The organism is Roseivivax isoporae LMG 25204, assembly GCF_000521865.1.
Taxonomy (GTDB): domain Bacteria; phylum Pseudomonadota; class Alphaproteobacteria; order Rhodobacterales; family Rhodobacteraceae; genus Roseivivax; species Roseivivax isoporae.
On sequence record NZ_JAME01000002.1, the window covers coordinates 121,676 to 145,074 of the forward strand.

24 protein-coding genes are annotated in these 23,399 nt (G+C 70.7%); 13 read left to right on the top strand and 11 right to left on the bottom strand.

Translation table 11 applies throughout. The features are described 5' to 3' along the window. Positions 1–47 precede the first annotated feature (47 nt). Positions 48–1,910 (bottom strand): ABC-F family ATP-binding cassette domain-containing protein, encoded by a 1,863-nt coding sequence (locus RISW2_RS01715; protein WP_043765717.1) that lies wholly within the window; start codon positions 1,908–1,910, stop codon positions 48–50. Between the two features lie 107 nt (positions 1,911–2,017). Further along, a complete protein-coding gene (locus RISW2_RS01720) occupies positions 2,018–3,472 on the bottom strand; it encodes an alanine/glycine:cation symporter family protein (protein ID WP_051491739.1) in 1,455 nt (484 codons plus the stop codon). Between the two features lie 175 nt (positions 3,473–3,647). On the opposite strand from RISW2_RS01720, the gene ndk reads away from it, so the two are divergent. Beyond that, positions 3,648–4,070, top strand: a complete 423-nt coding sequence (gene ndk, locus RISW2_RS01725; protein ID WP_043765719.1) for a nucleoside-diphosphate kinase — start codon at positions 3,648–3,650, stop codon at positions 4,068–4,070. 79 nt (positions 4,071–4,149) lie between these two features. On the opposite strand, the gene RISW2_RS01730 is transcribed toward ndk, so the two are convergent. The 4 genes from RISW2_RS01730 to RISW2_RS01745 all read right to left on the bottom strand — a co-directional run bounded on the left by RISW2_RS01730 (position 4,150) and on the right by RISW2_RS01745 (position 6,352). After that, positions 4,150–4,560, bottom strand: a complete 411-nt coding sequence (locus RISW2_RS01730) for a DUF4112 domain-containing protein (protein ID WP_244437488.1) — start codon at positions 4,558–4,560, stop codon at positions 4,150–4,152. 14 nt (positions 4,561–4,574) lie between these two features. After that, complete coding sequence (locus tag RISW2_RS23845; RefSeq protein WP_043765721.1) at positions 4,575–4,748, bottom strand: YqaE/Pmp3 family membrane protein; 174 nt, start codon at positions 4,746–4,748, stop codon at positions 4,575–4,577. Positions 4,749–4,811: 63 nt separating this feature from the next. After that, entirely contained in the window at positions 4,812–5,156 is a 345-nt protein-coding gene (locus RISW2_RS01740) for a TfoX/Sxy family protein (protein WP_043765723.1), read from the bottom strand. Beyond that, entirely contained in the window at positions 5,153–6,352 is a 1,200-nt protein-coding gene (locus tag RISW2_RS01745) for a pyridoxal phosphate-dependent aminotransferase (protein ID WP_043765725.1), read from the bottom strand. Before RISW2_RS01745 ends, RISW2_RS01740 begins: the two co-directional genes overlap by 4 nt. 232 nt (positions 6,353–6,584) lie before the next feature. Here RISW2_RS01745 and cysS point away from each other — a divergent pair, with 232 nt between their 5' ends. The 4 genes from cysS to RISW2_RS01765 all read left to right on the top strand — a co-directional run bounded on the left by cysS (position 6,585) and on the right by RISW2_RS01765 (position 11,168). Then, positions 6,585–7,958 (top strand): cysteine--tRNA ligase, encoded by a 1,374-nt coding sequence (cysS, locus tag RISW2_RS01750; protein ID WP_043765727.1) that lies wholly within the window; start codon positions 6,585–6,587, stop codon positions 7,956–7,958. Positions 7,959–8,027: 69 nt separating this feature from the next. Next, entirely contained in the window at positions 8,028–9,641 is a 1,614-nt protein-coding gene (gene cimA, locus RISW2_RS01755) for a citramalate synthase (RefSeq protein WP_043765970.1), read from the top strand. Then, positions 9,638–10,378 carry a class I SAM-dependent methyltransferase gene (locus RISW2_RS01760; protein WP_043765728.1) on the top strand — a complete coding sequence of 247 codons (741 nt, stop codon included), beginning with the start codon at positions 9,638–9,640 and terminating at the stop codon, positions 10,376–10,378. The genes cimA and RISW2_RS01760 overlap by 4 nt, the downstream gene beginning before the upstream one ends. Positions 10,379–10,388: 10 nt before the next feature. Continuing rightward, on the top strand, positions 10,389–11,168 hold the full coding sequence (locus RISW2_RS01765; RefSeq protein ID WP_043765730.1) for a squalene/phytoene synthase family protein: 780 nt from the start codon (positions 10,389–10,391) through the stop codon (positions 11,166–11,168). A gap of 1 nt (position 11,169) precedes the next feature. On the opposite strand, the gene RISW2_RS01770 is transcribed toward RISW2_RS01765, so the two are convergent. Continuing rightward, complete coding sequence (locus RISW2_RS01770; protein ID WP_043765738.1) at positions 11,170–12,387, bottom strand: MFS transporter; 1,218 nt, start codon at positions 12,385–12,387, stop codon at positions 11,170–11,172. 88 nt (positions 12,388–12,475) lie between these two features. Here RISW2_RS01770 and RISW2_RS01775 point away from each other — a divergent pair, with 88 nt between their 5' ends. The 3 genes from RISW2_RS01775 to prfB all read left to right on the top strand — a co-directional run bounded on the left by RISW2_RS01775 (position 12,476) and on the right by prfB (position 15,081). Beyond that, positions 12,476–13,177 carry a DNA-3-methyladenine glycosylase family protein gene (locus RISW2_RS01775; RefSeq protein ID WP_084615206.1) on the top strand — a complete coding sequence of 234 codons (702 nt, stop codon included), beginning with the start codon at positions 12,476–12,478 and terminating at the stop codon, positions 13,175–13,177. Next, the gene (locus RISW2_RS01780; protein WP_043765740.1) at positions 13,174–13,839 is read left to right on the top strand and encodes an alpha/beta hydrolase; all 666 of its coding nucleotides are present in this window, start codon (positions 13,174–13,176) and stop codon (positions 13,837–13,839) included. The genes RISW2_RS01775 and RISW2_RS01780 overlap by 4 nt, the downstream gene beginning before the upstream one ends. A gap of 123 nt (positions 13,840–13,962) precedes the next feature. Beyond that, positions 13,963–15,081 (top strand): peptide chain release factor 2, encoded by a 1,119-nt coding sequence (gene prfB, locus RISW2_RS01785; RefSeq protein WP_043765742.1) that lies wholly within the window; start codon positions 13,963–13,965, stop codon positions 15,079–15,081. 12 nt (positions 15,082–15,093) lie between these two features. Here the strand turns inward: prfB and RISW2_RS01790 are convergent, their stop codons facing one another. Beyond that, the gene (locus RISW2_RS01790) at positions 15,094–15,894 is read right to left on the bottom strand and encodes a helix-turn-helix domain-containing protein (protein WP_051491740.1); all 801 of its coding nucleotides are present in this window, start codon (positions 15,892–15,894) and stop codon (positions 15,094–15,096) included. A gap of 252 nt (positions 15,895–16,146) precedes the next feature. On the opposite strand from RISW2_RS01790, the gene RISW2_RS01795 reads away from it, so the two are divergent. Continuing rightward, the gene (locus RISW2_RS01795) at positions 16,147–16,428 is read left to right on the top strand and encodes a hypothetical protein (RefSeq protein WP_156943757.1); all 282 of its coding nucleotides are present in this window, start codon (positions 16,147–16,149) and stop codon (positions 16,426–16,428) included. A gap of 4 nt (positions 16,429–16,432) precedes the next feature. Here RISW2_RS01795 and ilvN read toward each other — a convergent pair whose 3' ends face one another. Beyond that, a complete protein-coding gene (gene ilvN, locus RISW2_RS01800; protein ID WP_043765745.1) occupies positions 16,433–16,993 on the bottom strand; it encodes an acetolactate synthase small subunit in 561 nt (186 codons plus the stop codon). 203 nt (positions 16,994–17,196) lie between these two features. Here ilvN and RISW2_RS01805 point away from each other — a divergent pair, with 203 nt between their 5' ends. Continuing rightward, a complete protein-coding gene (locus RISW2_RS01805; protein ID WP_051491742.1) occupies positions 17,197–17,694 on the top strand; it encodes a hypothetical protein in 498 nt (165 codons plus the stop codon). A gap of 75 nt (positions 17,695–17,769) precedes the next feature. Here the strand turns inward: RISW2_RS01805 and RISW2_RS01810 are convergent, their stop codons facing one another. Further along, on the bottom strand, positions 17,770–19,524 hold the full coding sequence (locus RISW2_RS01810; protein ID WP_043765749.1) for an acetolactate synthase 3 large subunit: 1,755 nt from the start codon (positions 19,522–19,524) through the stop codon (positions 17,770–17,772). A gap of 442 nt (positions 19,525–19,966) precedes the next feature. Between RISW2_RS01810 and RISW2_RS01815 the strand changes: the two genes are divergently transcribed. After that, positions 19,967–20,932, top strand: a complete 966-nt coding sequence (locus RISW2_RS01815) for a serine hydrolase domain-containing protein (protein ID WP_043765754.1) — start codon at positions 19,967–19,969, stop codon at positions 20,930–20,932. Positions 20,933–21,025: 93 nt separating this feature from the next. Further along, positions 21,026–21,397 (top strand): nuclear transport factor 2 family protein, encoded by a 372-nt coding sequence (locus tag RISW2_RS01820; RefSeq protein ID WP_043765756.1) that lies wholly within the window; start codon positions 21,026–21,028, stop codon positions 21,395–21,397. A gap of 18 nt (positions 21,398–21,415) precedes the next feature. Here the strand turns inward: RISW2_RS01820 and RISW2_RS01825 are convergent, their stop codons facing one another. Then, on the bottom strand, positions 21,416–22,417 hold the full coding sequence (locus RISW2_RS01825; protein ID WP_043765758.1) for a Hint domain-containing protein: 1,002 nt from the start codon (positions 22,415–22,417) through the stop codon (positions 21,416–21,418). A 198-nt stretch (positions 22,418–22,615) separates the two neighbouring features. Here RISW2_RS01825 and RISW2_RS01830 point away from each other — a divergent pair, with 198 nt between their 5' ends. Further along, positions 22,616–23,395 carry an SDR family oxidoreductase gene (locus tag RISW2_RS01830; RefSeq protein WP_043765759.1) on the top strand — a complete coding sequence of 260 codons (780 nt, stop codon included), beginning with the start codon at positions 22,616–22,618 and terminating at the stop codon, positions 23,393–23,395. Positions 23,396–23,399: the final 4 nt, after the last annotated feature.

Below are 23,399 nucleotides of genomic sequence, written 5' to 3' on the forward strand. Positions count from 1 at the left end.
GAAGCGGGACAGGTGCGCCGGGAAGCCGGCGCGGCGGCCGCGCGCCGTCAGGCGGTCTCGGCCGCCTCGAGCTTCTCGAGCGCGGCCATCCAGAGGGCCTCGGCGCGGTCGAGGCCTTCCATCACCTCGGCGTATTTCTTGTTCCAGACCTCGAGCTCGCCCACGCGGGCATCCTCGTAGAGGTCGGGATCGGCGAGCTTCGCGGCGAGGCGGTCGCGCATGTCGTTGAGCTTTTCCACCCGCGCCTCGCACTTGCGCACCTCGGCGCGCAGCGCCAGCACCGTCTCGCGCGAGGGGCGCTGGGGCTTCTTCGGCGCCTCGGCCTGCGCCTTCTGCGTGCCGCGGGGCTTCTCGGGGGCGAGCAGCATGCGGCGGTAGGCGTCGAGGTCGTCGTCGTAGGGCGCGACGGTGCCGCCACCCACGAGCCAGAGCCGGTCGGCCACGAGGCTCAGCAGGTGCATGTCGTGGCTCACGAGGATCACCGCGCCCTCGTACCAGGTCAGCGCCTCGACCAGCGCCTCGCGGCTCTCGATGTCGAGGTGGTTCGTCGGCTCGTCGAGGATCAGCATGTGCGGCGCGTCGAGCGTGGCGAGGAGGAGCGAGAGCCGCGCCTTCTGCCCGCCCGAGAGCCGGCCGACCTCGGTCTCGGCCTGGGCGGCGCCGAGGCCGAATCCCGCGAGCTGCGCGCGCAGCTTCGGGGGGGCGACGCCGGGGCGCGCGCGCAGCAGGTGCTGGAGCGGCGTCTCGTCCACGTGCAGCTCGTCCACCTGGTGCTGGGCGAAGTAGCCCACGCGCAGCTTCGAGGCCGCGACCTTCCTGCCCTCCATGAGCGGCAGGCGGTCGGACAGGAGCTTGGCCAGCGTCGACTTGCCCTGGCCGTTGCGGCCGAGGAGCGCGATCCGGTCGTCCTGGTCGATCCGGAGGTTCAGCCGCGACAGCACCACGGTGTCGCCGTAGCCGGTGGAGCCGTTCTCGATCGAGACGATGGGCGGCGACAGTTCCTCGGGCTTGGGGAAGGTGAAGACGCGCTTCTCCGCCTCCTCGGGAAGCTGGATCGTCTGCATCTTCTCGATCATCTTGACCCGGCTCTGGGCCTGGCGGGCCTTCGACGCCTTGGCCTTGAAGCGGTCGACGAAGCTCTGCAGGTGCGCGCGGCGGGCCTCCTGCTTCTTGGCCATGGCCGAGAGCACCGCGCGCTGCTCGGCGCGCTGGCGGGCGAACTGGTCGTAGGGGCCCTGCCAGTAGGTCAGGGTCTTCTCGCTGAGGTGCAGGATGCCGCCCACGGCGCGGTTCAGCAGCCCGCGGTCGTGGCTGATCACGATCACCGTGTGGGGGTACTTGGCGAGGTAGCTCTCGAGCCAGAGCGCGCCCTCGAGGTCGAGATAGTTCGTGGGCTCGTCGAGGAGCAGCAGGTCGGGCTGGGCGAAGAGCACGCCCGCCAGCGCCACGCGCATGCGCCAGCCGCCGGAAAAGGCCGAGCAGGGCATGCGCTGTTCCGCGTCGTCGAAGCCGAGCCCCTTCAGGATCGCGGCCGCGCGCGCCTCGGCCGACCAGGCGTCGATGTCGGCGAGCCGGGTCTGAACCTCGGCGATGCGGGTGCCGTCCACCGCCTCCTCGGCCTCGGCCATCAGCCGCGCGCGTTCGGTATCGGCCTCGAGCACCGTGTCGAGGAGCGTCGTCTCCGACGACGGCACCTCCTGCGCGACGCCGCCGATCCGGGCGCGGGCGGGCAGGGTGATGCGCCCGCCGTCGAGCGTGAGCTCGCCCCGGATCAGCCGGAAGAGCGTGGTCTTGCCCGTGCCGTTGGCCCCGACGAGGCCCACCTTGTGGCCTTCGGGAATGGTGGCCGAGGCGCCGGCAAAGAGCGGGCGTCCCTCGACCGAGTAGGAGATGTCCTCGATCCTCAGCATGTGCGCCCCTCTGCCTCAGCCCGCGCGGTTCGTAAAGGGCGTGCGCGCAGGACGGGGCGCGGCGAGGGGCCGCGCGGGCGGGGATGCCCGCCCGCGGTGCCCGGGCGTCAGGAGCCGCCGGCGGCGCGGTGTTCCTCCTCGACGTGGCGGTTCCAGATCGAGGCGTCGATGCCGCGGCTCAGGCCCGCGTGCTCGCGGATGCGGAAGAGCGGCTCCCTGCCGGCCCGGCGCTGCGCGAAGTAGTCGATGGTCAGCCGCCGCACCGTTCCCGACAGCAGGAGCAGCGCCACGAGGTTGATCGTCGCCATCGTCGCCATGGCCGCGTCGGCGAAGTTGAACACCCGTGTCACCGGCTGCACCGCGCCCCAGAGCACCATGGCGAGCTGCATGCACTTGAAGACGGTGAGCGGCACCCGGCCGGACAGGCCGAGGAACTCGAGCACGTTCTCGGAATAGGCGTAGTTGCCGATGATCGAGGTGTAGGCGAAGAACAGGATTGCCACCGCGATGAAGAGCGGCCCGGCCGCGCCGATATGCTCGGCGAGCGCGTTCTGGGTCAGCTCCATGCCGGTGACGCCGTCCGGACCGTAATCGACAGCGCCCGAGAGCAGGATCATCAGCGCCGTCGCGGTGCAGATGAGGATCGTGTCGATGAAGACGCCGAGCCCCTGCACGAGGCCCTGCGACGAGGGATGGTGCGGCTCGGGCACCGCGACGGCGGCGATGTGCGGGGCGGAGCCCATGCCCGCCTCGTTCGAGAAGAGGCCGCGCTTCACCCCGTTGAGCAGCGCCGCGGTCATGCCGCCCGCAAATCCGCCGGCCGCCTGGTCGATGCCGAAGGCCGACGTGACGATGGTGGCGAGCGCGCCCGGCACCTCGGTGATGTTCATCACGATGATGGCGAGCGCCACCAGCAGGTAGATGCCGGCCATGAACGGCACGACCTTCTCGGCCACGCGGGCGATCGAGGGGATGCCGCCGAAGATCACCACCGCCACGAGGCCCGCGATGACGACGCCGGTCGCGAGCTTGGGGATGCCCATGGCGCCCTCGGCCGCGTCGGCGATGGAGTTCGACTGCACCGACACGAAGATCAGCCCGAAGGAGCACAGGAAGAAGAAGCAGAAGACGTAGCCGAGCCACTTGGCGTTCAGGCCGTGCCACATGTAGTAGGCCGGCCCGCCCCGGTAGCGCCCGTCGGCATTGCGCACCTTGTAGAGCTGCGCGAGCGTCGATTCCGCGTAGGCGGTCGCCATGCCGACCAGCGCCACCATCCACATCCAGAAGATCGCGCCGGGGCCGCCGAGATAGATGGCGACCGCGACGCCGGCGAGGTTGCCGGTGCCGACGCGGCTCGCGAGGCTGATGGTCAGCGCCTGCAGCGGCGAGATGCCGTCGGTCCCGGTGTTGCGGGAGGAGGCGATGACGCGGAAGAATTCGCCGAAATGCCTGAACTGGAGGCCGGACAATCGGATGGTCAGGAAGAGACCCGCACCGAGCAGCCCCCACACCAACACGTAGCCCCACAGGACGGTGTTCAGGAAATCGACGACGGCATTCATGTGCCTCTCCCTCGCTGGTTATGATTCAACATCTTGAAGACAATTGAGGGGTGAACGCGGAAGATCCCGCTCCGGGTCCGCAACGAGGGCGGTTTTCAAGCCCCGGGGGCCGTGCTACGGGAGCGCCGATCCGGTCCGCGCGCCGCGCGCGGGCACGCAAACCGAAAGGCACATCATGGCGACCGAACGCACGCTCTCGATCATCAAACCCGACGCCACCAAGCGCAACCTCACCGGCAAGATCAACGCCAAGTTCGAGGAAGCGGGCCTGCGCATCGTCGCGCAGAAGCGCATCCAGCTGAGCAAGGAGCAGGCGGGCGAGTTCTACAAGGTGCACGCGGAGCGTCCGTTCTACGACGAGCTGTGCACGTTCATGGCCTCCGCCCCGGTGGTGGTGCAGGTCCTCGAGGGCGACGGCGCGATCCAGAAGAACCGCGAAGTCATGGGCGCCACGAATCCCGCCGATGCCGCGCCGGGCACCATCCGCGCCGAGTTCGCGGAATCTGTCGGCGAGAACTCGGTCCACGGCTCGGACGCGCCCGAGACCGCCGCCGAGGAGATCGCGTACTTCTTCTCGGGTCTCGAGCTGGTCGGCTGAGCCGGCTCGGGCATCCGCACGACAGGAAGGGCGCGCCGGGTGGGCGCGCCCTTTCTCGTATCCGGACTGCGGTTCGCCGTCACTGGGACGGCGGCACCGCCCCGTGACGCGATTCCAGGTGCCGGCGCAGGAGCGCCGCGTTCTTCGAGTTGGACTTGAAACCCACGTCGAAGAGGTCGCCCACCAGCGGCACGAGGCCGATCAGCCAGTCGATGCCGACATTCGCGCCCATCTGCACCAGCGTGGGCGTGGGCACGCCCATCCGGTAGGCGCTGTGCAGGATGTAGGCCGCGGGCAGCGCCGCCAGCGTGTCGCCGACGCCGGGCACCAGGCCCACGATGCTGTCCCAGCCGACGCGGATGCCGGTGCCCGGCAGGCGGAAGGCGCGATCCATGCGGTGCGCGATCCGCTCGATCCGGTGCAGCCGGGCGATGTCGTCGGTCACGCCGGGCGCGGCGGCGCCCGGCGGCATGCGGTGCACTTTCTCCATGGGCCTGCCTCCGGTCACACCGTCCGCGGGCCGGTGCGGGCGATCACCCAAACCGCGTGCACGATGCCGGGGATGTAGCCCAGGATGGTGAGGATGATGTTGATCCAGAAATGCTTGCCGATGCCCACCTGAAGGAAGACGCCAAGCGGCGGCAGCAGGATCGCGAAGATGATGCGGACAAGGTCCATGACGCTTTGCTCCGGACTCGTTGAAGTTGCCATGGCAACGCAGCCGGCCGGGCCGGGGTTCCGCTAGCCGTGACGCCGCGGCGGGCGCAGGCCGATCCGGTCCATGAAGGCCGCGAGATCCGGCGGAGGCAGGCCCGCGCTCTTCGGGCGACGCCTGAGAAGCGCGTCGTAAGCCTTTCGCATTTCGTCCTTTTCCGCACCCTTCAGGTCGTTCCACGGACGTCCCTGCAGGGCCATGTGCAGCGCGTAGTAGGCGATGAAATGCGGCCGGGCGCCGACCGAAAGCATGCGCAGATAGGCCTCGTCGGCGCCGATCCGACGCAGCGTCTCGGCGCTGTCGATGCCGGCTGCGGCGAGGAGGCGTTCCTGCGCGGGTCCGATGCCGCGGATCGCGGTGACCGGCGTCACGATCGCGCCGCGTGCCGCGGTGCCCGGGCAAGGCTGTCCGCGAAGGCCGCGAGCGTCTCGACCGCGGCGACAAGCCTCTCGTCCGGCACGGTGAGCGCCACGCGCACATGTCCTGCCGCCGAGGGGCCGAAGCTCTCGCCGGGCATGACCGCGATCCGGTGCGCGTCGAGCAGCGCCCCGGCGAAGGCCGCGCCGTCGAGGCCCGTCGCGCGCACGTCGAGCATCACGTACATGGCGCCCTGCGGCGGGACGGCGCGGACCGCCGCGTGGCCTTCGAGCGCCTCGAGCACCCGCGCGCGGCGACGGCCGAAGGGTTCGGCCACGCGGCCCTCGCGCGCCACGCCCTCCGCCAGCGCGAAGCAGGCGGCATCCTGGATGAAGCCCGGCACGCCGTAGGTGGTGACGGTGGCTAGGTCGATCAGGTGTCCGATGACCGCCTCCGGCGCGACGATCCAGCCGATCCGGCTGCCGGTCATGGCGTGGCTCTTCGACATCGACCCGACGACGAGCGTTCGCGCGGCCATGCCGGGCAGGGCGCGGGGCGACAGGTGCGCACCCTCCCAGACCTGGCTGTCGTAGACCTCGTCCGAGATCAGCCAGAGGTCGTGCGCCTCGGCGACCTCGGCGACCGCCTCGAGCGTCTGGCGCCCGTAGACCGCGCCGGTCGGGTTGTTGGGCGTGTTCAGGAGCAGCGACGCGGCGCCGGGCGCGGCCCGCATCAGCGCCGCGCGGTCGGGCAGGAACCCGTCCTCGGGCCGCGTCGGGACCGGGCGCGGCACGGCACCCGCGCCGCGGATCGTCCCCGGATAGGTGGCGTAATGTGGCTCGACCAGGAGCGCGGGCGCGCCCGGCGGGCAGCAGGCCACGTGCGCGGCAAAGAGCGCCGACTGTCCGCCCGGCGTCACCAGCACGTTGGCACGCGTGGTCGGCACGCCCGTCCGCTCGGCGACCCGTGCCGCGATGGCGTCGCGCAGCGTGTCGGTGCCGGGCACGGTGGCATACCCGGTGTGCCCGTCCCGCGCCGCCGCGTGCATCGCGTCGAGGATCGCGGGGTCGGTGCGCTCGTCGTGTTCGCCGATGGTCAGCTCGGTGACCTCGACGCCCCGGGCGACGAGGGCGCGTGCACGGTAGAACACCTCCCAGCCGTCCGATCCGCCGCCGTTGAGGCCGGTCAGGCGCGGGGAAAGTTCGGGCATGGCTGCGACTCCGTCTTGGTTTCGGCGCCACTCAACAGCGCCGGCGGTCCGGGCTCAACCCCAAGCTGGCGCGGACACCGGGGATGTGCTATCGGCGGCGCATGAGCAACGCTGCACACCGCATCACCTGCTGCAATACCCGCTGAGATTTCCGGCGGGCCGCTCTCCTGTTTCCCTCATGACATCGAGTTGCTAAAGCCCGCCGCGAGCGACCCCGCGCGCGAGGACCGACATGGCACCGACGATCAGGCTGACGAACACCCGGACCCGGACGAAGGAGGACTTCGCCCCGATCGACCCCGGCAACGTGCGCATGTATGTCTGCGGGCCCACCGTCTACGACCGGGCGCATCTCGGCAATGCGCGGCCCGTCGTGGTGTTCGACGTGCTCTACCGCCTGCTACGGCACGTCTACGGCACCGACCACGTGACCTACGTGCGCAATTTCACCGACGTCGACGACAAGATCAACGCGCGCGCCGCTGAGACCGGCCGCGACATCGCCGCGATCACCGAGGAGACCATCGGCTGGTTCCATGAGGACATGGACGCGCTCGGCGCGCTGCGTCCCGACCATGCCCCGCGGGCCACGGGATGGATCGCGCAGATGGTCGAGATGATCGCGGACCTGATCGCGCGGGGCCACGCCTACGCGGCCGAGGGGCACGTGCTCTTCGACGTCAACTCCTATGACGGCTACGGCCGGCTTTCGGGCCGGTCGGTCGAGGACATGATCGCCGGCGCCCGCGTCGAGGTCGCGCCCTACAAGAAGCACCCGATGGATTTTGTCCTGTGGAAGCCGTCCGGCCCCGACCTGCCCGGCTGGGACAGCCCGTGGGGCCGCGGCCGGCCCGGCTGGCACATCGAATGCTCGGCCATGGCCGGCGGCCTCCTGGGCGAGAGCTTCGACATCCACGGTGGCGGCAACGACCTGATGTTTCCCCACCACGAGAACGAGATCGCGCAATCGGCCTGCGCGCATCCCGAGGGCGATTTCGCCCGCGTCTGGCTGCACAACGAGATGCTGCAGGTCGAGGGCAAGAAGATGTCGAAATCGCTCGGCAACTTCTTCACCGTGCGCGACCTGCTCGACGACGGCATCCCGGGCGAGGTGATCCGCTTCGTCCTGTTGTCCGCGCATTACCGCAAGCCCATGGACTGGACCGCGCAGAAGCGGCAGGAGGCCGAGGCGACCTTGCGGCGCTGGTACGGCCTGGCGGGTGCGGCACCCGATGGCGGTGACGTTTCCGAGGGTGTCGTCAACGCCTTGGCGGACGACCTGAACACGCCCGCGGCGATTGCCGAACTGCATCGGCTCGCCCATGCCGAAGATGCGCCGACCCTGCGCGCGACGCTGAATTTCCTCGGCTTCATGTGCCCGGACCTTCCCGCATGGGCGGTGGAGCCCGCGGCCGATCTCGGGCACTGGCGCGACCGGCTCGCGGCCGAACGCGCGGCCGCGATGCAATCCAAGGACTTCGCGGGCGTCGACCGGCTGAAGGCGATCCTCAAGGAGGCGGGCGTCGAGGTGCGCATGTCGAAGGAAGGCGTGGACCTGCTGCCCGGGCCCGGCTTCGACGCGTCGAAGCTCGAGGATCGGGAATGACGGGGCTTTCGGGACGAGTCACCGTGACCGGGGCGGTGCAGCGCGGAGAAGATGAAGGCGAAGGTGCCCATGGCTGAACGGCTCTACCTCTACGACACCACGCTGCGCGACGGGCAGCAGACGCAGGGCGTGCAGTTCTCGACCGCGGAGAAGCGGCGCGTCGCGGCGGCGCTCGATGCGCTGGGGGTCGACTACATCGAGGGCGGCTGGCCCGGCGCGAACCCCACCGACAGCGCCTTTTTCGAGGACGCGCCGGAGACCCGCGCCACCATGACCGCCTTCGGCATGACCAAGCGGTCGGGCCGGTCGGCCGAGAACGACGACGTGCTCGCGGGCGTGCTGAACGCGGGCACGGGCGCGGTCTGCCTGGTCGGCAAGACGCACGACTACCACGTGGAGCGCGCGCTCGGCATCCCGCTCAAGGAAAACGTCGACAACATCGCGGCCTCGCTCGCGCATTGCGTTAAGGAAGGCCGGGAAACCCTTTTCGATGCGGAACATTTCTTCGACGGCTACAAGGCGAACCCGGGCTATGCCCTGACCTGCCTCCGGGCGGCGCGGGATGCGGGCGCGCGCTGGATCGTGCTCTGCGACACCAATGGCGGCACGTTGCCCGACGAGATCGGCCGCATCGTGGCCGAGGTGATCGCGGCGGGGATCCCGTGCGACAGGCTCGGCATCCACACCCACAACGACACCGAGACCGCGGTCGCGGGCGCCCTTGCCGCCGTGGCCGCCGGCGCGCGGCAGATCCAGGGCACGCTGAACGGGCTCGGCGAGCGCTGCGGAAACGCGAACCTCGTCTCGCTGATCCCGACGCTGGTGCTGAAGGAGCCGTGGGCGAGCCGCTACGACACCGGCGTCAGCCGCGCCGCTCTCGAGGACCTGACGCGCACCAGCCGGATGCTGGACGACATCCTGAACCGCGTGCCGCTGAAGCAGCTGCCCTATGTCGGCGCCTCGGCCTTCGCGCACAAGGCGGGGCTGCACGCGAGCGCGATCGAGAAGGACCCCTCGACCTACGAGCACGTGGACCCTTCCGCGGTCGGCAACCGCCGCTTCATCCCGATGTCGAACCAGGCCGGCCGGTCGAACCTGCGCCGGCGCCTGACCGACATGGGCCTCAGCGTCGCGCCGGACGATCCGGCGCTCGGACGCATCCTCGACCGGGTGAAGGCGCGCGAGGCCGAGGGCTATGCCTACGACACCGCGCAGGCGTCGTTCGAGCTGCTCGCCCGCGAGGAGCTGGGGCAGGCCGCGGATTTCTTCGAGGTCAAGCGCTACCGGGTGACCGTCGAGCGGCGCAAGAACAAGTACAACCGGACGGTGTCGCTGTCCGAGGCGGTCGTGGTGGTGAAGATCGACGGCGAGAAGAAGCTGTCGGTGAGCGAATCGATGGACGAGTCGGGCGGTGACCGCGGCCCGGTCAACGCGCTCGCCAAGGCGCTGGCCAAGGATCTGGGGCGCTACCAGGACGTGATCGCCGACATGCGGCTCGTCGACTTCAAGGTGCGCATCACCCAGGGCGGGACCGAGGCGGTGACCCGCGTGATCATCGACAGCGCCGACGGGCAGGGGCGGCACTGGTCGACGGTGGGGGTGTCGCCGAACATCGTCGACGCGTCCTTCGAGGCGCTGCTCGACGCGGTGCGCTGGAAGCTCGTCAGGGACGTGACCGGGTGAGGCGAGGCTTCTGGCGGCTTCATTCGGGGCTCGACCGCGAGGGACCGGGAACGCCCGATGACGTGCTCTGGGCGCTCGATCGGGCGCGGGTGCGGCCGCGGGCGCGCATCTGCGACGCGGGCTGCGGCCCCGGTGCGGACGCGGTGACGCTGGCCACGGCGCGGCCCATGGGCACGGTCGACGCGATCGACGCCGCGCCCTCGCTCGTGAACGAGGCCTGGGCGCGGTGCGCGGACCTTTCCAACGTCACGGTGCGGCGCGGCGACATGCGGCTTCTCTCGGGACCCTACGACCTCATCTGGAGCGCGGGCGCGATCAGCTTCCTCGGCGTGACGCAGGGCCTGTCCGCGTGGCGCCGGGCGCTCGCCCCCGGCGGCACGGTGGCGTTCTCGGAGCCCGTGCGTCCGCGGGCGCCCTATCCGGCCGAGGTCGCGCGGTTCTGGGCGGACTATCCCCAGATCACCGACCTCGACGGGATCGCCGCGCAGGTGGCGGCGGCGAGGTATCGCGTGATCGATCACCGCATCATCGGTGTCGAAGGATGGGACGCCTATTATACCCCGCTCGCGGCGCGCATCGCCGAGCTGCGGCCCGACGCGGCGGAGGACCCGGACCTGGCCGAGGTGCTCGACGCGGCCGAGGCCGAGATCGCGCTCTGGCGCGCGGCGCGCACGCACGTGACCTACGCGCTGATCCTCGCCCGGCCGGTCCCTGTGCCCGGCCGGCCTTCGGGCTAGGTGCGGCAGCATGCAGTTCGACGACGATCTCAACGCCTGCGCCGCGGCCGTGGAACGCGGCGATCCCGACCGGTTCCGCGCGGCCATGGCGGCGCCCGTGCCGGCGCGGCGCGTGCTCTTCCCGATCTACGCCTTCAACCTCGAAGTGGCGCGCGCGCCCTACGTGACGCAGGAGCCCATGATCGCGCAGATGCGCCTGCAATGGTGGGCCGACGCGCTCGACGAGATCGCGTCGGGGGGCATGGTGCGCCGGCACGAGGTGGCGACGCCGCTTGCGCTGGCGGTCGGTCCCGAGGGCGCGGAGCTGCTGCGACCCGCGGTCGAGGCGCGGCGACGCGACGCGGACGGCAGCGACCCGGCCGATGCGGAGGACCTCGAGGCCTACCTGTCCGATACCGGCGGTACGCTCATGTGGGCGGCGGCGCGGGCGCTCGGCTCGGCGCGCGAGGCGCGGGTGCGGGCCTTGGGCACGCATCTCGGCTTCGCGAACTACCTCCTGGCCGTGCCCGAGCTCCTGCGGCGCAACCGCCAGCCGTTTCCGGACATGTCGCCCGGGGCGATCGGGGCGGCGGTGCGGTCGCGGCTGCCGCTGCGCGCGGATCCCGACCTTGCAGAGAGGCCCGATGCCGGTGCGCGGGTGGCTGAGCTCTCCGCCTGGCGCGTGCCGGCGATCCTGGCGCGGGCCGCGCGCGATCCGCAGGCGGTCCTCGACGGACGGCTCGGCGGATCCGAGGCCGGGGCACGGCTGTCGCTGATGCTGACGGCGGCCGGGCTGCGCCGGCTGCCCTGACCTATTCCGCGGGCCGCGCGGCGGGCCGCAGCACGAGCCAGATCAGCGCCGCGCCCGCAAGGAACAGGAACGGCGCCATCGCGAGGTTGACCGCCGTCCAGCCTTCGACCGCGCTGCCGCCCGAGCAGTTCATGAGCCCGCCCGAGGCGAGCGAGGCGACCGTCACCCCGCCGAACACGATGAGGTCGTTCATGCCCTGCACGCGGCCGCGTTCGTGCGCGCCGTGCGAGGCGGCGAGCATCGAGGTCGCGCCGATGAAGCCGAAGTTCCAGCCGAGCCCGAGCAGCACAAGCGCGCCGAAGAAGTTGGCGAGCTCGACACCCGAAAGCGCGACTGCCGCCGCCGCGCCGAGAAGGGCGAGACCGATGGCGACGATACGTTCGGCGCCGAAGCGGGCGACGAGGTGGCCGGTGAAGAAGGAGGGCGCGAACATGGCAAGGACGTGCGCCGACACGACGTCCGCCGCCGCGCCCTTGTCGTAGCCGCAGCCCACGACGGCCAGCGGGGTCGAGGTCATCATGAGGTTCATGAGCGCGTAGGAGACTGTCGCGCAGATCACCGCGACGGCGATCCGCGGCGTGGTCAAGAGCTCGCCCCACGACCGCCCGCGCGGCGCGTCGACAGAGGGTTTCGGCGGGCGAGGGATGTCGAGGAAGAAGAACAGGAGTGCGCCCACGAGGTTCACGCCGATCACCGCCGCGTAGGTACCGAGGAACGGCGCCACGAAGGCGTCCGCCGTCACCTTGACCAGCTGGGGGCCGATCAGCGCCGAGGCGAGCCCGCCCGCCAGCACGTAGGAGATGGCCTTGGGCCGGAAATCCTCGGACGCGGTGTCGGCGGCGGCGAAGCGGAAGAAGCCCTGCGAGGCCATGTAGAGGCCGGTCAGCAGGCTGCCCGCGAGGAAGATCGCGAAGGACTGCTCGTAGAGGCCCCAGGCGCCGATGGCGCCGCCCGCGGCACCCGACGCGGCCCCGAGGAAGAAGCCCGCGCGCCGGCCGAAGCGCTGCATGAAGGCGGAGAGGGGCGTGGCGCTCAGCATGGTGCCGAGCACGATGAGCGAGATCGGCAGCGTGGCGAAGCAGGGGTTCGGCGCCAGCGACTGGCCGGCGAGCCCGCCGATGGTGAAGATCATCGGCATCTGCGCGCCGAGGATCGCCTGCGCGCCGACAAGCACGGCGACGTTGCGGCGGGCGCGGGTCTGGGCTGCGGCACTGTCCATGCACCTTGCGTAAGCCGCGGGCGGTGCGGGGGCAAGACCCGCCGCTTTGCCATGGTGCAAGGGCGGTGTGCGCGATATGACGGGAGCCATGTCCTCCGATCCCCGCCGCGCCCCGAGCCTCGCAGAGGCCGCCCGCGACGCCCCGCCCGTGCCGGTCGACCCGGTGGGCCGCGTCATCGTGAGCGATGCCTGTGTCGCGGAAGGCGCCGACTGGCTGGCCCGCGCCGAGCCGCGCTTTGCCCGCGCGCTCGAGCTGACGGGCACGCTGCCGCTCCGGCGCGCGCCCGACGGCTTCGACCAGCTGCTGGCCGCGATCCTCGGGCAGCAGGTGTCGGTCGCCTCGGCGCGCGCGATCCGCGGCCGGCTCGAGGCGGCGGGCATGACCACGCCCGAGGCGATCCTGTCGGTCGACGAGGCGCACCTGCGCACGCTCGGCCTGTCGCGGCAGAAGGCGGCCTATGCCCGCGCGCTCGCCGAGGCGCGCATCGACTTCGCGGCGCTGCGCGGCGCGCCGACCGACGAGGTGATCGCGACCCTCACGCGGGTGAAGGGGATCGGCATCTGGACCGCCGAGATCTACGCCATGTTCTCGCTCGGGCGCGCGGACGTCTTCGCGCCGGGCGACCTTGCCCTGCAGGAGGGCGCACGGCACCTCTTCGAGCTCGACGCGCGGCCGACCGAGCGGGTGCTGCGCGGCATGGCCGAGGCGTGGTCGCCCTGGAGATCGGTTGCGGCGCGCGCGCTCTGGGCCTACTACCGCGTCGCGAAGAACAGGGAGGGCATCGCATGACCCGCGTGCTGCAAGCCGGCCGGCGTGCGCCGGCATCCGGAGAAACCCGCTCGGCAGTGGTGTTCCTGCACGGCTACGGCGCGAACGGTGCCGATCTCCTGGGCCTCGCCGAGCCCCTGTCCGAGCACCTGCCGGACACGATGTTCGTGGCGCCCGACGCGCCCGAGGCCTGCGCGGTCAATCCCGGCGGCTACCAGTGGTTCCCGATCCCCTGGATCGACGGGTCGAGCCAGGAGGAGGCCGAGACCGGCATGCGCGCCGCGGCGAAGGACCTCGACGCCTTCCTCGACGCCTTCATGGTCGACGAGGACCTCCTGCCCGAGCAGGTGGTGCTCTTCGGCTTCAGCCAGGGCACGATGATGTCGCTGCACGTGGCGCCCCGGCGCGAGGACCCGGTCGCTGGCATCGTCGCCTTTTCGGGCCGGATCCTGCAGCCCGAGCTGCTCGAGGACGAGACCGTGAGCCGCCCGCCGGTCCTGCTGGTCCACGGCGACCAGGACGACGTGGTGCCGCCGCACTCGATGCCCGAGGCCGCCGAGGCGCTGCAGAAGGCCGGCTGGAAAGAGGTCTACGCCCATGTCATGAAGGGCACTGCGCACGGCATCGCCCCGGACGGGCTGTCCGTGGCGCTGGCCTTCATGCGCGACAAGTGCGGGCTCTGACCCGCACGTCCTGAGCCTTGTCCGCGGAACCGGACGGGGCCGCGGCCCACCCCCGTGCCGGCGGCGTTGCAGGCACCGGGCGGCTCTTGTATCACACGCCAGTCGGAAAGGCAGGATCACCAGATGCGGGCAGACGTCGAGAACACGGTCGAGCGGATCGAGAAGTCGCTGGAGCTTCTGGCGCAGCGCATGGACTGGGAGACCGCGCAGCACCGGCTCGAGGAATTCAACGCGCGCGTCGAGGATCCGAATCTCTGGAACGACCCGGCCGCCGCGCAGAAACTCATGCGCGACCGCCAGATGCTGGTCGACCAGATCGAGACCTACCGCACGATCAGGCAGGACCTCTCCGACCAGGTCGAGCTGATCGAGCTGGGCGAGATGGAGGACGACAAGGAGGTCGTCGCCGATGCCGAGGGCGCGCTCAAGGCGCTCGCCGAGAAGGCCGCGACCAAGGAACTCGAGGCGCTGCTCGACGGCGAGGCGGACGGCAACGACACCTTCCTCGAGATCAACGCGGGCGCGGGCGGCACCGAGGCCTGCGACTGGGCGCAGATGCTGCAGCGCATGTATGTCCGCTGGGCCGAGAAGAAGGGCTACGAGGTCGAGCTGCAATCCGAGGAAGCGGGCGCCGAGGCGGGCATCAAGTCCTGCGCCTACAAGATCTCGGGGCCGAACGCCTATGGCTGGCTCAAGACGGAATCGGGCGTGCACCGGCTCGTGCGCATCTCGCCCTTCGGCAAGGGCACGCGCGAGACGTCCTTCGCCAGCGTCTGGGTCTACCCGGTGGTCGACGACAACATCGAGATCGACATCAATCCCTCCGACATCCGGATCGACACGTTCCGGTCCTCGGGCGCGGGCGGCCAGCACGTGAACACCACCGACTCGGCCGTGCGGATCACCCACCACCCGACCGGCATCGTTGTCACCAGTTCCGAGAAGTCGCAGCACCAGAACCGCGACATCGCCATGAAGGCGCTGAAGTCGCGGCTCTACCAGCTCGAGCTCGAGCGCCGGCATGCCGAGATCAACGCCCAGCACGAGGCCAAGGGCGATGCCGGCTGGGGCAACCAGATCCGCTCCTACGTGCTGCAGCCCTACCAGATGGTGAAGGACCTGCGCACCCAGGTCGAGACGTCGGACACGCAGGGGGTGCTCGACGGCGCGCTCGACCAGTTCATGGCGGCGACGCTGGCGCTCAAGGTCTCGGGCAAGAGCCGCGCCGACGCGCGCGACTGACGCGCCCGGCGCTCAGCCCTCCACCCGGGCGTGCAGCATGCGGTGGGGGTCGGGCAGGTCGTCGAGCAGGTGCAGGCCCGAGACGCGCATCGAGGGCAGGGCGTCCGCCACGCGCCGCCCCAGGTGTTCGCAGATCAGCGCGATGGTCGGCCCCGCCGACAGGACGTCGCGGCCGCTGCGGCTCGTGTGGCCGACCCAGACCCGGACACCCCCCGCGACGACACGGTCGAGATAGCTGAAGGTCGCGCCCTCTGCATTGCGGCGGCTGCCGAGCGCCGCGATCCCCTTGTCCTGCCGGAACGCCGCCCCGCGATATTCGCGGTCGCGCCGCAGGACCGACCGGCCCGCCGCCTGCGCCATCGCCACCGGGTCGAAGCCGCGGAAGAAGACGAGCCCGTCGCGCCGGTAGACCCGGAAGACGCGTAGCACGTAGCGCTCGGGCGCGGGATCCGCGGGATGCGTCATGCGGTAGAACCCCGAGGGGAACGCCGATTCCGTCAGCGTGAGCCCCGCGCCGAGGAACTGCGCGAGCTCGGGATGGCCGAGGGCGCCGTCGCGCAGGCGCATGACCTCCTCGACCGGCTGCAGCAGGATGCGCGCGTCGACACCGAAATGCGTGCAGATGCGGTGCAGGACGTCGGGACGGGGAAAGCTCTCGCCGGCACGGTAGCGGTTGAACTGCGTGCGGTTGATGCCGAGCTCGCGGCAGAGCGCCGACACCGAGCCCTCGGTGCTGTCGGTGAGCTTCCTCAGGTTGTCGCCGAGGATGTCGCGTAGCTCCGCCGGACTGGGCACGGGCGTTTCGGCAAGCACGTCTGGGACTCCTCCGCGTATCGGTGCGGGCGCTCCCGGACTCGGCTGGGTGAGTGGCCAGATCCCGGCGCAGGCAGCGCCCGGAGATACCGGTCGAGGGGCGGACCGCGATGCCCTCAGTCACACCATTTCCGCGACGGAATGCAAGCAGGTCCCTTGACGTGCCATGCTACCGCCTTGGTTGCGGCGCAAAATCGTCGCCGTGGCGGGAACACGGTGTCTCCTGACGGAATTCTGCCGGAACGGGAGACGATGAAGAGAGCGACCATGCTGGGAGTTGTCCTTCACCGCAACGACGCCCTCGGACAGGCGGTGATCTGGTGCGAGGACCACGCCGACCTCGCCTATGCGCCGATCGCCGAGTCGGCGCCGGCCGTGCCGGGCGACCTCGTGAGGTTCCGGCTGCGGCGCGCGGGCGACCGCCGCATCGCGGGCGAGGTCGAACTGGTCGCGCCCGGCGAATATCCCGACATCGCCCGCGGGCTCGGCCCGGGCGCCGAGCGCCCGGGGAGGCGCCCGGCGCCGGTCGCCTGACCGCTCAGAGCCCGCGCGACAGCGCCGCGACGCCGGTGCGGGCGATCTCCACGAGGCCGAGCGGCCGCATGAGCTCTGCGAAGGCGTCGACCTTCTCCGGCGTCCCGGTGATCTGGAAGACGAAGCTCTCGAGCGTCGAGTCGACCGCCTGCGCGCGGAAGATGTCGGCGAGCCGCAGCGCCTCGACGCGCTTCTCGCCGGTGCCCTCGACCCGCAGGAGCGCCAGCTCGCGCTCCACCGACCGGCCCTCGGCGGTCAGGTCGTGCACGTCGTGCACCGGGATCATGCGGCCGAGCTGCGCCTTGATCTGCTCGATCACCTGCGGCGTTCCGGTGGTCACGATGGTGATGCGGCTCTTGTGGCCGGCATGGTCCACCTCGGCCACGGTCAGGCTCTCGATGTTGTAGCCGCGCCCGGAGAAGAGCCCGATCACCCGCGCGAGCACGCCCGCCTCGTTGTCGACGAGCACGGCCAGCGTGTGGGTCTCGATCGTCTCGGAAAAGCTCGGGCGCAGGTTGTAGGCCGAATGCTTGGTCGACCCCTTCTTGATGTTCAGAGCGTTCATGTCCTGTCCTCGGCCTGTGGTCGCAGCGCGCGGGCTGCAACAATCCATGGGGTGGGACGCGGGGAAACCGCGCCGATTGTTTCAGAAACCGCCCCGCGGCGGGGGCGGGCGCCACGGCTGCGTGAAGCCCGTTGTTTCCGCGACGTCGGTGCGCAGATTTGCCGCAGCCTAGCCACATGACGTCCAGCACCGGAGACACGACCATGACCGCCGCAACCAACCGCCTGAGGCCCGCCAGCGATGCCGGCCTCGCCACGCTCGTCCTGAGGATCCTCGTCGCGGGCGCCCTCTCGACCGTCGCCTTCGACTTCTTCGGCCAGAGCGTCAGCCCCGGCCTCGGCTTCGCGAACCTCGCGCCCGTGCCGCTCGCCAACCAGGTGATCCAGACCCTCTTCGGGGCGCCCTACAGCCCCGGCGCGCAGTTCCTGCACTACTTCGCGGGCATGATCGCCTATCCCGCGGGCTGGTTCCTCTTCGTCGAGCCGCTGCGCCGCGCCGTCGCGCCGGGCGTGCCCTGGCTCGCCGCGGCGGTGCTCTACGGCGTCGTGCTGTGGATCTTCGCGCTCTACGTGATGGCGCACCTGATCGCCGGCAACCCGGCCTTCCTGGGCTTCACCGGCATCACCTGGGTCGCGCTCGTGGGGCACGTGCTCTTCGCCGTGGTCACGGCGATCGTCGACCGTGCGCGCATCGGGGCGTGACATCGACAGCGCTCCTGCTTCTTCTTGGCGGAAATATCCTCGGGGGGTGCGGGGGGCAGACAGCCCCCCGCGGCCTCACACGAGGACCGCGCCGCCGGCCTTGATCGCGTCCTTGGTCGACGCCTCGCCCAGCAGCATCTTGTTGTGCGGCTCGCCCGACGGGATCATGGGGAAGCAGTTCTCGTGCTTCTCCACCAGGCAGTCGAAGATCACCGGCCCGTCGTGGTCGATCATCTCCATGATCGCGTCGTCGAGGTCGGCCGGGTCGTCGCACTTGATGCCCTTGGCGCCGAAGGCCTCGGCGAGCTTGACGAAGTCGGGCAGGGCCTCGGACCAGGAATGCGAGTAGCGCTCGCCGTGCAGCAGTTCCTGCCACTGGCGCACCATGCCGAGCCGCTCGTTGTTCAGGATGAACTGCTTGACCGGCAGTCGATACTGCACCGCGGTGCCCATCTCCTGCATGTTCATGAGCCATGACGCCTCGCCCGCGACGTTCACGACCAGCGCGCTCGGATGCGCCACCTGCACGCCGATCGACGCCGGGAAGCCGTAGCCCATGGTCCCGAGCCCGCCCGACGTCATCCAGCGGTTCGGGTCCTCGAAGCCCAGATATTGCGCCGCCCACATCTGGTGCTGGCCGACCTCGGTGCAGATGTAGCGGTCGCGCCCCTTGGTCAGCGCCTCGAGGCGTGCGAGCGCGTGCTGCGGCTTGATCGAGCCCTCGGAGGGCTTGAACTTCAGGCAGTCGGTCTTCTTCCAGTCCTCGATCTGCGCCCACCAGCGCTGCAGGCCCTCGCGGTTGACCTTTCGTCCGCGCGCCTTCCACAGGTTCAGCACGTCCTCGAGCACGTGCGCGACGTCGCCGAGGATCGGCATGTCGGTGTGCACGACCTTGTTGATGGACGACGGGTCGATGTCGATATGCGCCTTGCGCGAGCGCGGGCTGAACGCGTCGATGCGCCCGGTGATCCGGTCGTCGAAGCGCGCGCCCACGTTCACCATGAGGTCGCAGCCGTGCATCGACAGGTTCGCCTCGTAGAGCCCGTGCATGCCCAGCATGCCGAGCCAGTTGCGGCCCGAGGCGGGATAGGCGCCGAGCCCCATCAGCGTCGAGGTGATGGGGATGCCGGTGGCGTCGACGAGCTCGCGCAGCAGCTGGCTCGCCGCCGGCCCCGAATTGATGACGCCGCCGCCGGTGTAGAAGACCGGCCGCTCCGCCGTCTCGATCGCCTCGACGAGCCGCTCGATCATCTCGGGGTCGCCCTTGACCCGCGGCTGGTAGCGCGCGGTCTTGGCCTTCGCCTTGGGCTGGTATTCCGCGCTGGCGAACTGGACGTCCTTCGGGATGTCGACCAGGACCGGGCCCGGCCGTCCGGCGGTGGCCACGTGGAACGCCTCGTGGATGGTCGCCGACAGGTTCGCGGTGTCCTTCACCAGCCAGTTGTGCTTGGTGCAGGGGCGCGTGATGCCGACGGTGTCCGCTTCCTGGAACGCGTCCGAGCCGATCATGAACGTGGGCACCTGCCCGGTGAGGACGACGATCGGGATCGAATCCATCAGCGCGTCGGTGATGCCCGTGACCGCGTTCGTCGCGCCCGGGCCGCTCGTCACGAGCACGACGCCCGGCTTGCCGGTGGCGCGGGCATAGCCCTCGGCGGCGTGCACCGCGCCCTGCTCGTGCCGGACGAGGATGTGGCGGATCGCGTTCTGCTGGAAGATCTCGTCGTAGATCGGAAGCACCGCACCGCCGGGATAGCCGAATACAACGTCCACACCCTGATCCCTCAGGGCCTGGACCACCATCTTCGCTCCGGTCATCGCCTTGGTCATCGTCTTGCTCCGTCTCAGGCGTCAGTCAGCAGTCGCGCACGAAAAAGCCCCCGAGGGTCAGGTCGGGGGCGCATGGGGTTCCGTTATGGGGTACCGTCACCGGCCCATGCGCCAAGGTCCTTCGAGAAGTACGAGGAGGGTCGTCATCGGCCCAGGGTCCTTATCCGCGTCGTGGCCGGGAACCTACGGCGGTCATGGGGGAGGGTCAAGCGCGGATTGCCGGAAAAAATGTCCGCGGCGGGCAAAAATCTTTCCTGTTCTTGCGTGCCGGGGGTTGCCACGGACATTTTCGGCAAGAACCGCGCGTCCGGCGCGACCGTTTGCGCCGGCAGCGGCCCGATCCGTCCTCCGGGCGCACGCAAGTGTGAGGACCGCGCGGGCTGACGCGCGGGGCGGCATGCGACACATCCCACCACGAACGACACCGAGCAGGACGACCCGCATGCGCCAGAACCGCCGCCATTTCATCGCCGCAGGGACGGCCGCGCTCTTGTCCGCGCCCCGGCTCGCCGCGCAGCCGGCCGATCCGGCCTATGCCGCGGAGGCGGACGCGCTCGGCCAGCTGCACGCGCTGGTCGTGCGGCGCGACGGCGCCGAGGAATTCGCGCGCGCCTTCCGCGGTCGCGGGCTCGACCGGGTGGCGAACGTCAAGTCGGTGTCGAAGACGCTCCTCGCGCTCATGACCGGCATCGCCATCGACCGCGGCGTGCTCGAGGGCGTCGACCAGAGGGTGGTGCCGCTGCTCGGCCGCGGGCCGTTCGACGATGCGCGCGACGCGATCACGGTGGGGGACCTCCTGTCCATGCGCGCGGGCCTCGACAGCGTGTCGGGCGGCGATTACGGCGCGTGGGTGTCGTCGGGCGACTGGGTGGGCTACGCGCTCGACCGGCCGCTCGTGTCCGATCCGGGCGGACGTTTCATCTACTCGACAGGCGGCTGGCACCTTCTCGGCGTGGCGCTCGCGCGCGCGGCGGACCGCAGCCTCCTGGCGCTTGCCCGGGACTGGCTGGGCCAGCCGCTCGGCGTCGACTTTGCGCCCTGGGTCGCCGATCCGCAGGGCAACTACCTGGGTGGCAACGACATGGCGCTGACGCCGCGGGGACTTGCCCGCGTGGGGCAGGCGGTGCTCGACGGCGAGGGCGAGGTGATCCCGCGCGACTGGATCGACGCGTCGTGGGAGCCGCGGGCCCGCTCGCCGTTCTCGGGCGACCGCTACGGCTACGGCTGGTTCCTCACGACGCTCGCCGGGACGCCCGTGCGGTATGGCCGCGGCTATGGCGGGCAGGTCCTGGCCGTGGCCCCCGAGCGGGGAACGGTGATCGCCATCACCTCGGATCCGACCGAACCCGCGCGGTCCGGCGGCTATTTCGGCGAGCTCAAGACGCTCATGGAAAGCATCCTCGCCTGAGCGATCGGCGCGCTTCCGCGTGCGCCGTCATCCCGCTGTTGCTTTACCCTGCGTTAATGCGAACATAGAGTGAACATAGCGGAGGGAATCGCCATGGACGTGAAGACGATCGCAAGCGAACTGGTGGCCGGCTGCCGCGAGGGCCGGACGACCGAGAACCTGGGCAGGCTCTATGCCGACACGGCGGTGTCGGTGGAACCGATGCCCATGCCGGGCAGCGCCAGCCGCGAGACCCGCGGGCTCGAGGGCATCCGCGGCAAGCACGCATGGTGGGACGGCGCGATGGAGGTGCATGCGCAGGAGGTCGACGGGCCGTTCCTGCACGGCGACGACCGGTTCGCGGTAATCTTCGCGGTCGACGCGACCGACAGGTCGAGCGGCCAGCGCATGAAGATGCGCGAGGTGGGCGTCTACCACGTGGCCGACGGGCGGATCGTGCGCGAGGAGTTCTACTACATGTCCTGAGGCCGGCGGCGAAACCGCTCAGCCCCCGGAGGACTTGCGCAGCAGGTCCGCCGCGTCGGCGCGCCGCAACAGCGCCTCCTGCACCTCGAGGTCGCGGTGCCAGCTGTCGCCGTGGTCGAGCGCGCCGTCCATGTCCTCGGGCAGCGCGGCGCGCGTCCGGGTGTCGAGAAGCATGGATTCCGCCGCGATGCCCTCGGCATAGACGATCTGGTGCTGGTCGAAGAGCAGCTGGAAATAGTCCACGAAGCCGCCTTCGCGGCGGATCACGCTGTCGCCGTTCACGAGATGCCGCGCCTTGACCAGGAGCTCCGAGCGGCCCGCGCCCAGCCGGTCTGTGCGCTGGTAGATGAACAGCCGGTGGTCGGGGCTGACGACGAGGTCGCGGGCGTTGTGCAGGACGCCCGCGCGGATGACGATGGGCGCGAACGCGCCCACCGCGCGCGTGGTCGTGTGCCCGATCCAGCGGATCTCCTGCGGGCCGTCGTCGCGGGTCAGCACCCGGTCGCCCACGCGAAGGTCCTCGACCGGGCATTGCGCGCCCGAGGCGAGCGTGATCGCCGTGCCGCGGCTGAAGGAGACGCAGGCCACCTGAGCGAAGGCCCGCAGCGCGCGGTCGCGGTCGATGCCGACGAGCGCGTAGTCGACGCGGGCCGCCATGGGCGCGAGCGGCAGCAGCCAGACCGCGTCGATGTCGCCCTGCGCATCGGTCTCGACCAGCACCAGCGCCTCGGTCGTGCTGCCGTCGCCCGACATGAAGGTGAGCGCGCAGTCGAGATGGATATCCGCGCCGGGGCGCGCCGCCTCTGAGGCGGGTCCGACGACGAAGGGGGGCGTGTCGCGCACCACGAGGGACAGCCGCAGGGGTGCTGCCACCGGCGACAGCCGGTAGATGTCGTCGAGCATCAGGTCGTCGGCGACGGACACCCCGTCGCCCAGGTTGGCCCCGTTCGCCACGCGGAAATGGTCCGCGCGGTAGACCGCGACGCTCTGCGCGGGGCGATGCTGTGGGTCGTCCGTCATCAGGTCCCGTATCCGTGGCGTTGCGGTGGTCGCGGCGCCGTGCGGCGCGCTGTTGCCCGCAGGGCATGGCCCGCGCCGCATCCTGCCAGTATAGGTGCACAACATGAAGAAGGAATATGTCATCATCTGGCGGCGGGACGGGCGCTTTTCCGGCACCGCCGGCGGCCGGTGACGGCACCAACGGCGGGAGAAAAGGACATGGACCTCGGCATTCGCGGCAAGCGCGCACTCATCACCGCATCGTCGAAGGGGCTCGGGCGCGGCTGTGCCGCGGCGCTGGCCGAGGCGGGCGTCGACCTCGTCCTGAACGCCCGCGGCGCCGAGGCGCTCGAGGCGACGGCGGCGGAGCTGCGCGACAGGTTCGGCGTGGCGGTGACCGCGATCGCGGCCGACATCGTGACCGGGGACGGCCGCGCCCGGGTGCTCGACGCCGCGGGCGATGTCGACATCCTCGTGACCAATGCCGGCGGGCCGCCGCCGGGCGTCTGGTCGGATTGGGACCGCGGCGATTTCATCGCGGCGCTCGACGCGAACATGCTGACGCCCATCGCGCTGATGACCGCGCTCCTTCCAGGGATGATCGAGCGCGGCTGGGGCAGGGTGGTCAACATCACCTCGCAATCGGTCAAGGCGCCGATCCCGCAGCTCGGGCTGTCGAACGCCGCGCGCACGGGTCTCACAGGCTACGTCGCAGGGACCGCGCGGCAGGTGGCGCCGCACGGCGTCACGATCAACAATCTGCTGCCCGGCATCCACGACACCGACCGCGCGGCGGCGCTCGACGGGGCGGTGGTCGACCGCGAGGGCATCACGCCCGACGAGGCGCGGGCGCGCCGCGCCGCGACCATTCCCGCGCGACGCTACGGCACCGCCGAGGAGTTCGGGCAGGCCTGCGCGTTCCTCTGCTCGCAGCATGCGGGCTTCGTCGTCGGGCAGAACTGGCTGCTGGACGGCGGCGCCACCAACGCGACGATCTGACCCC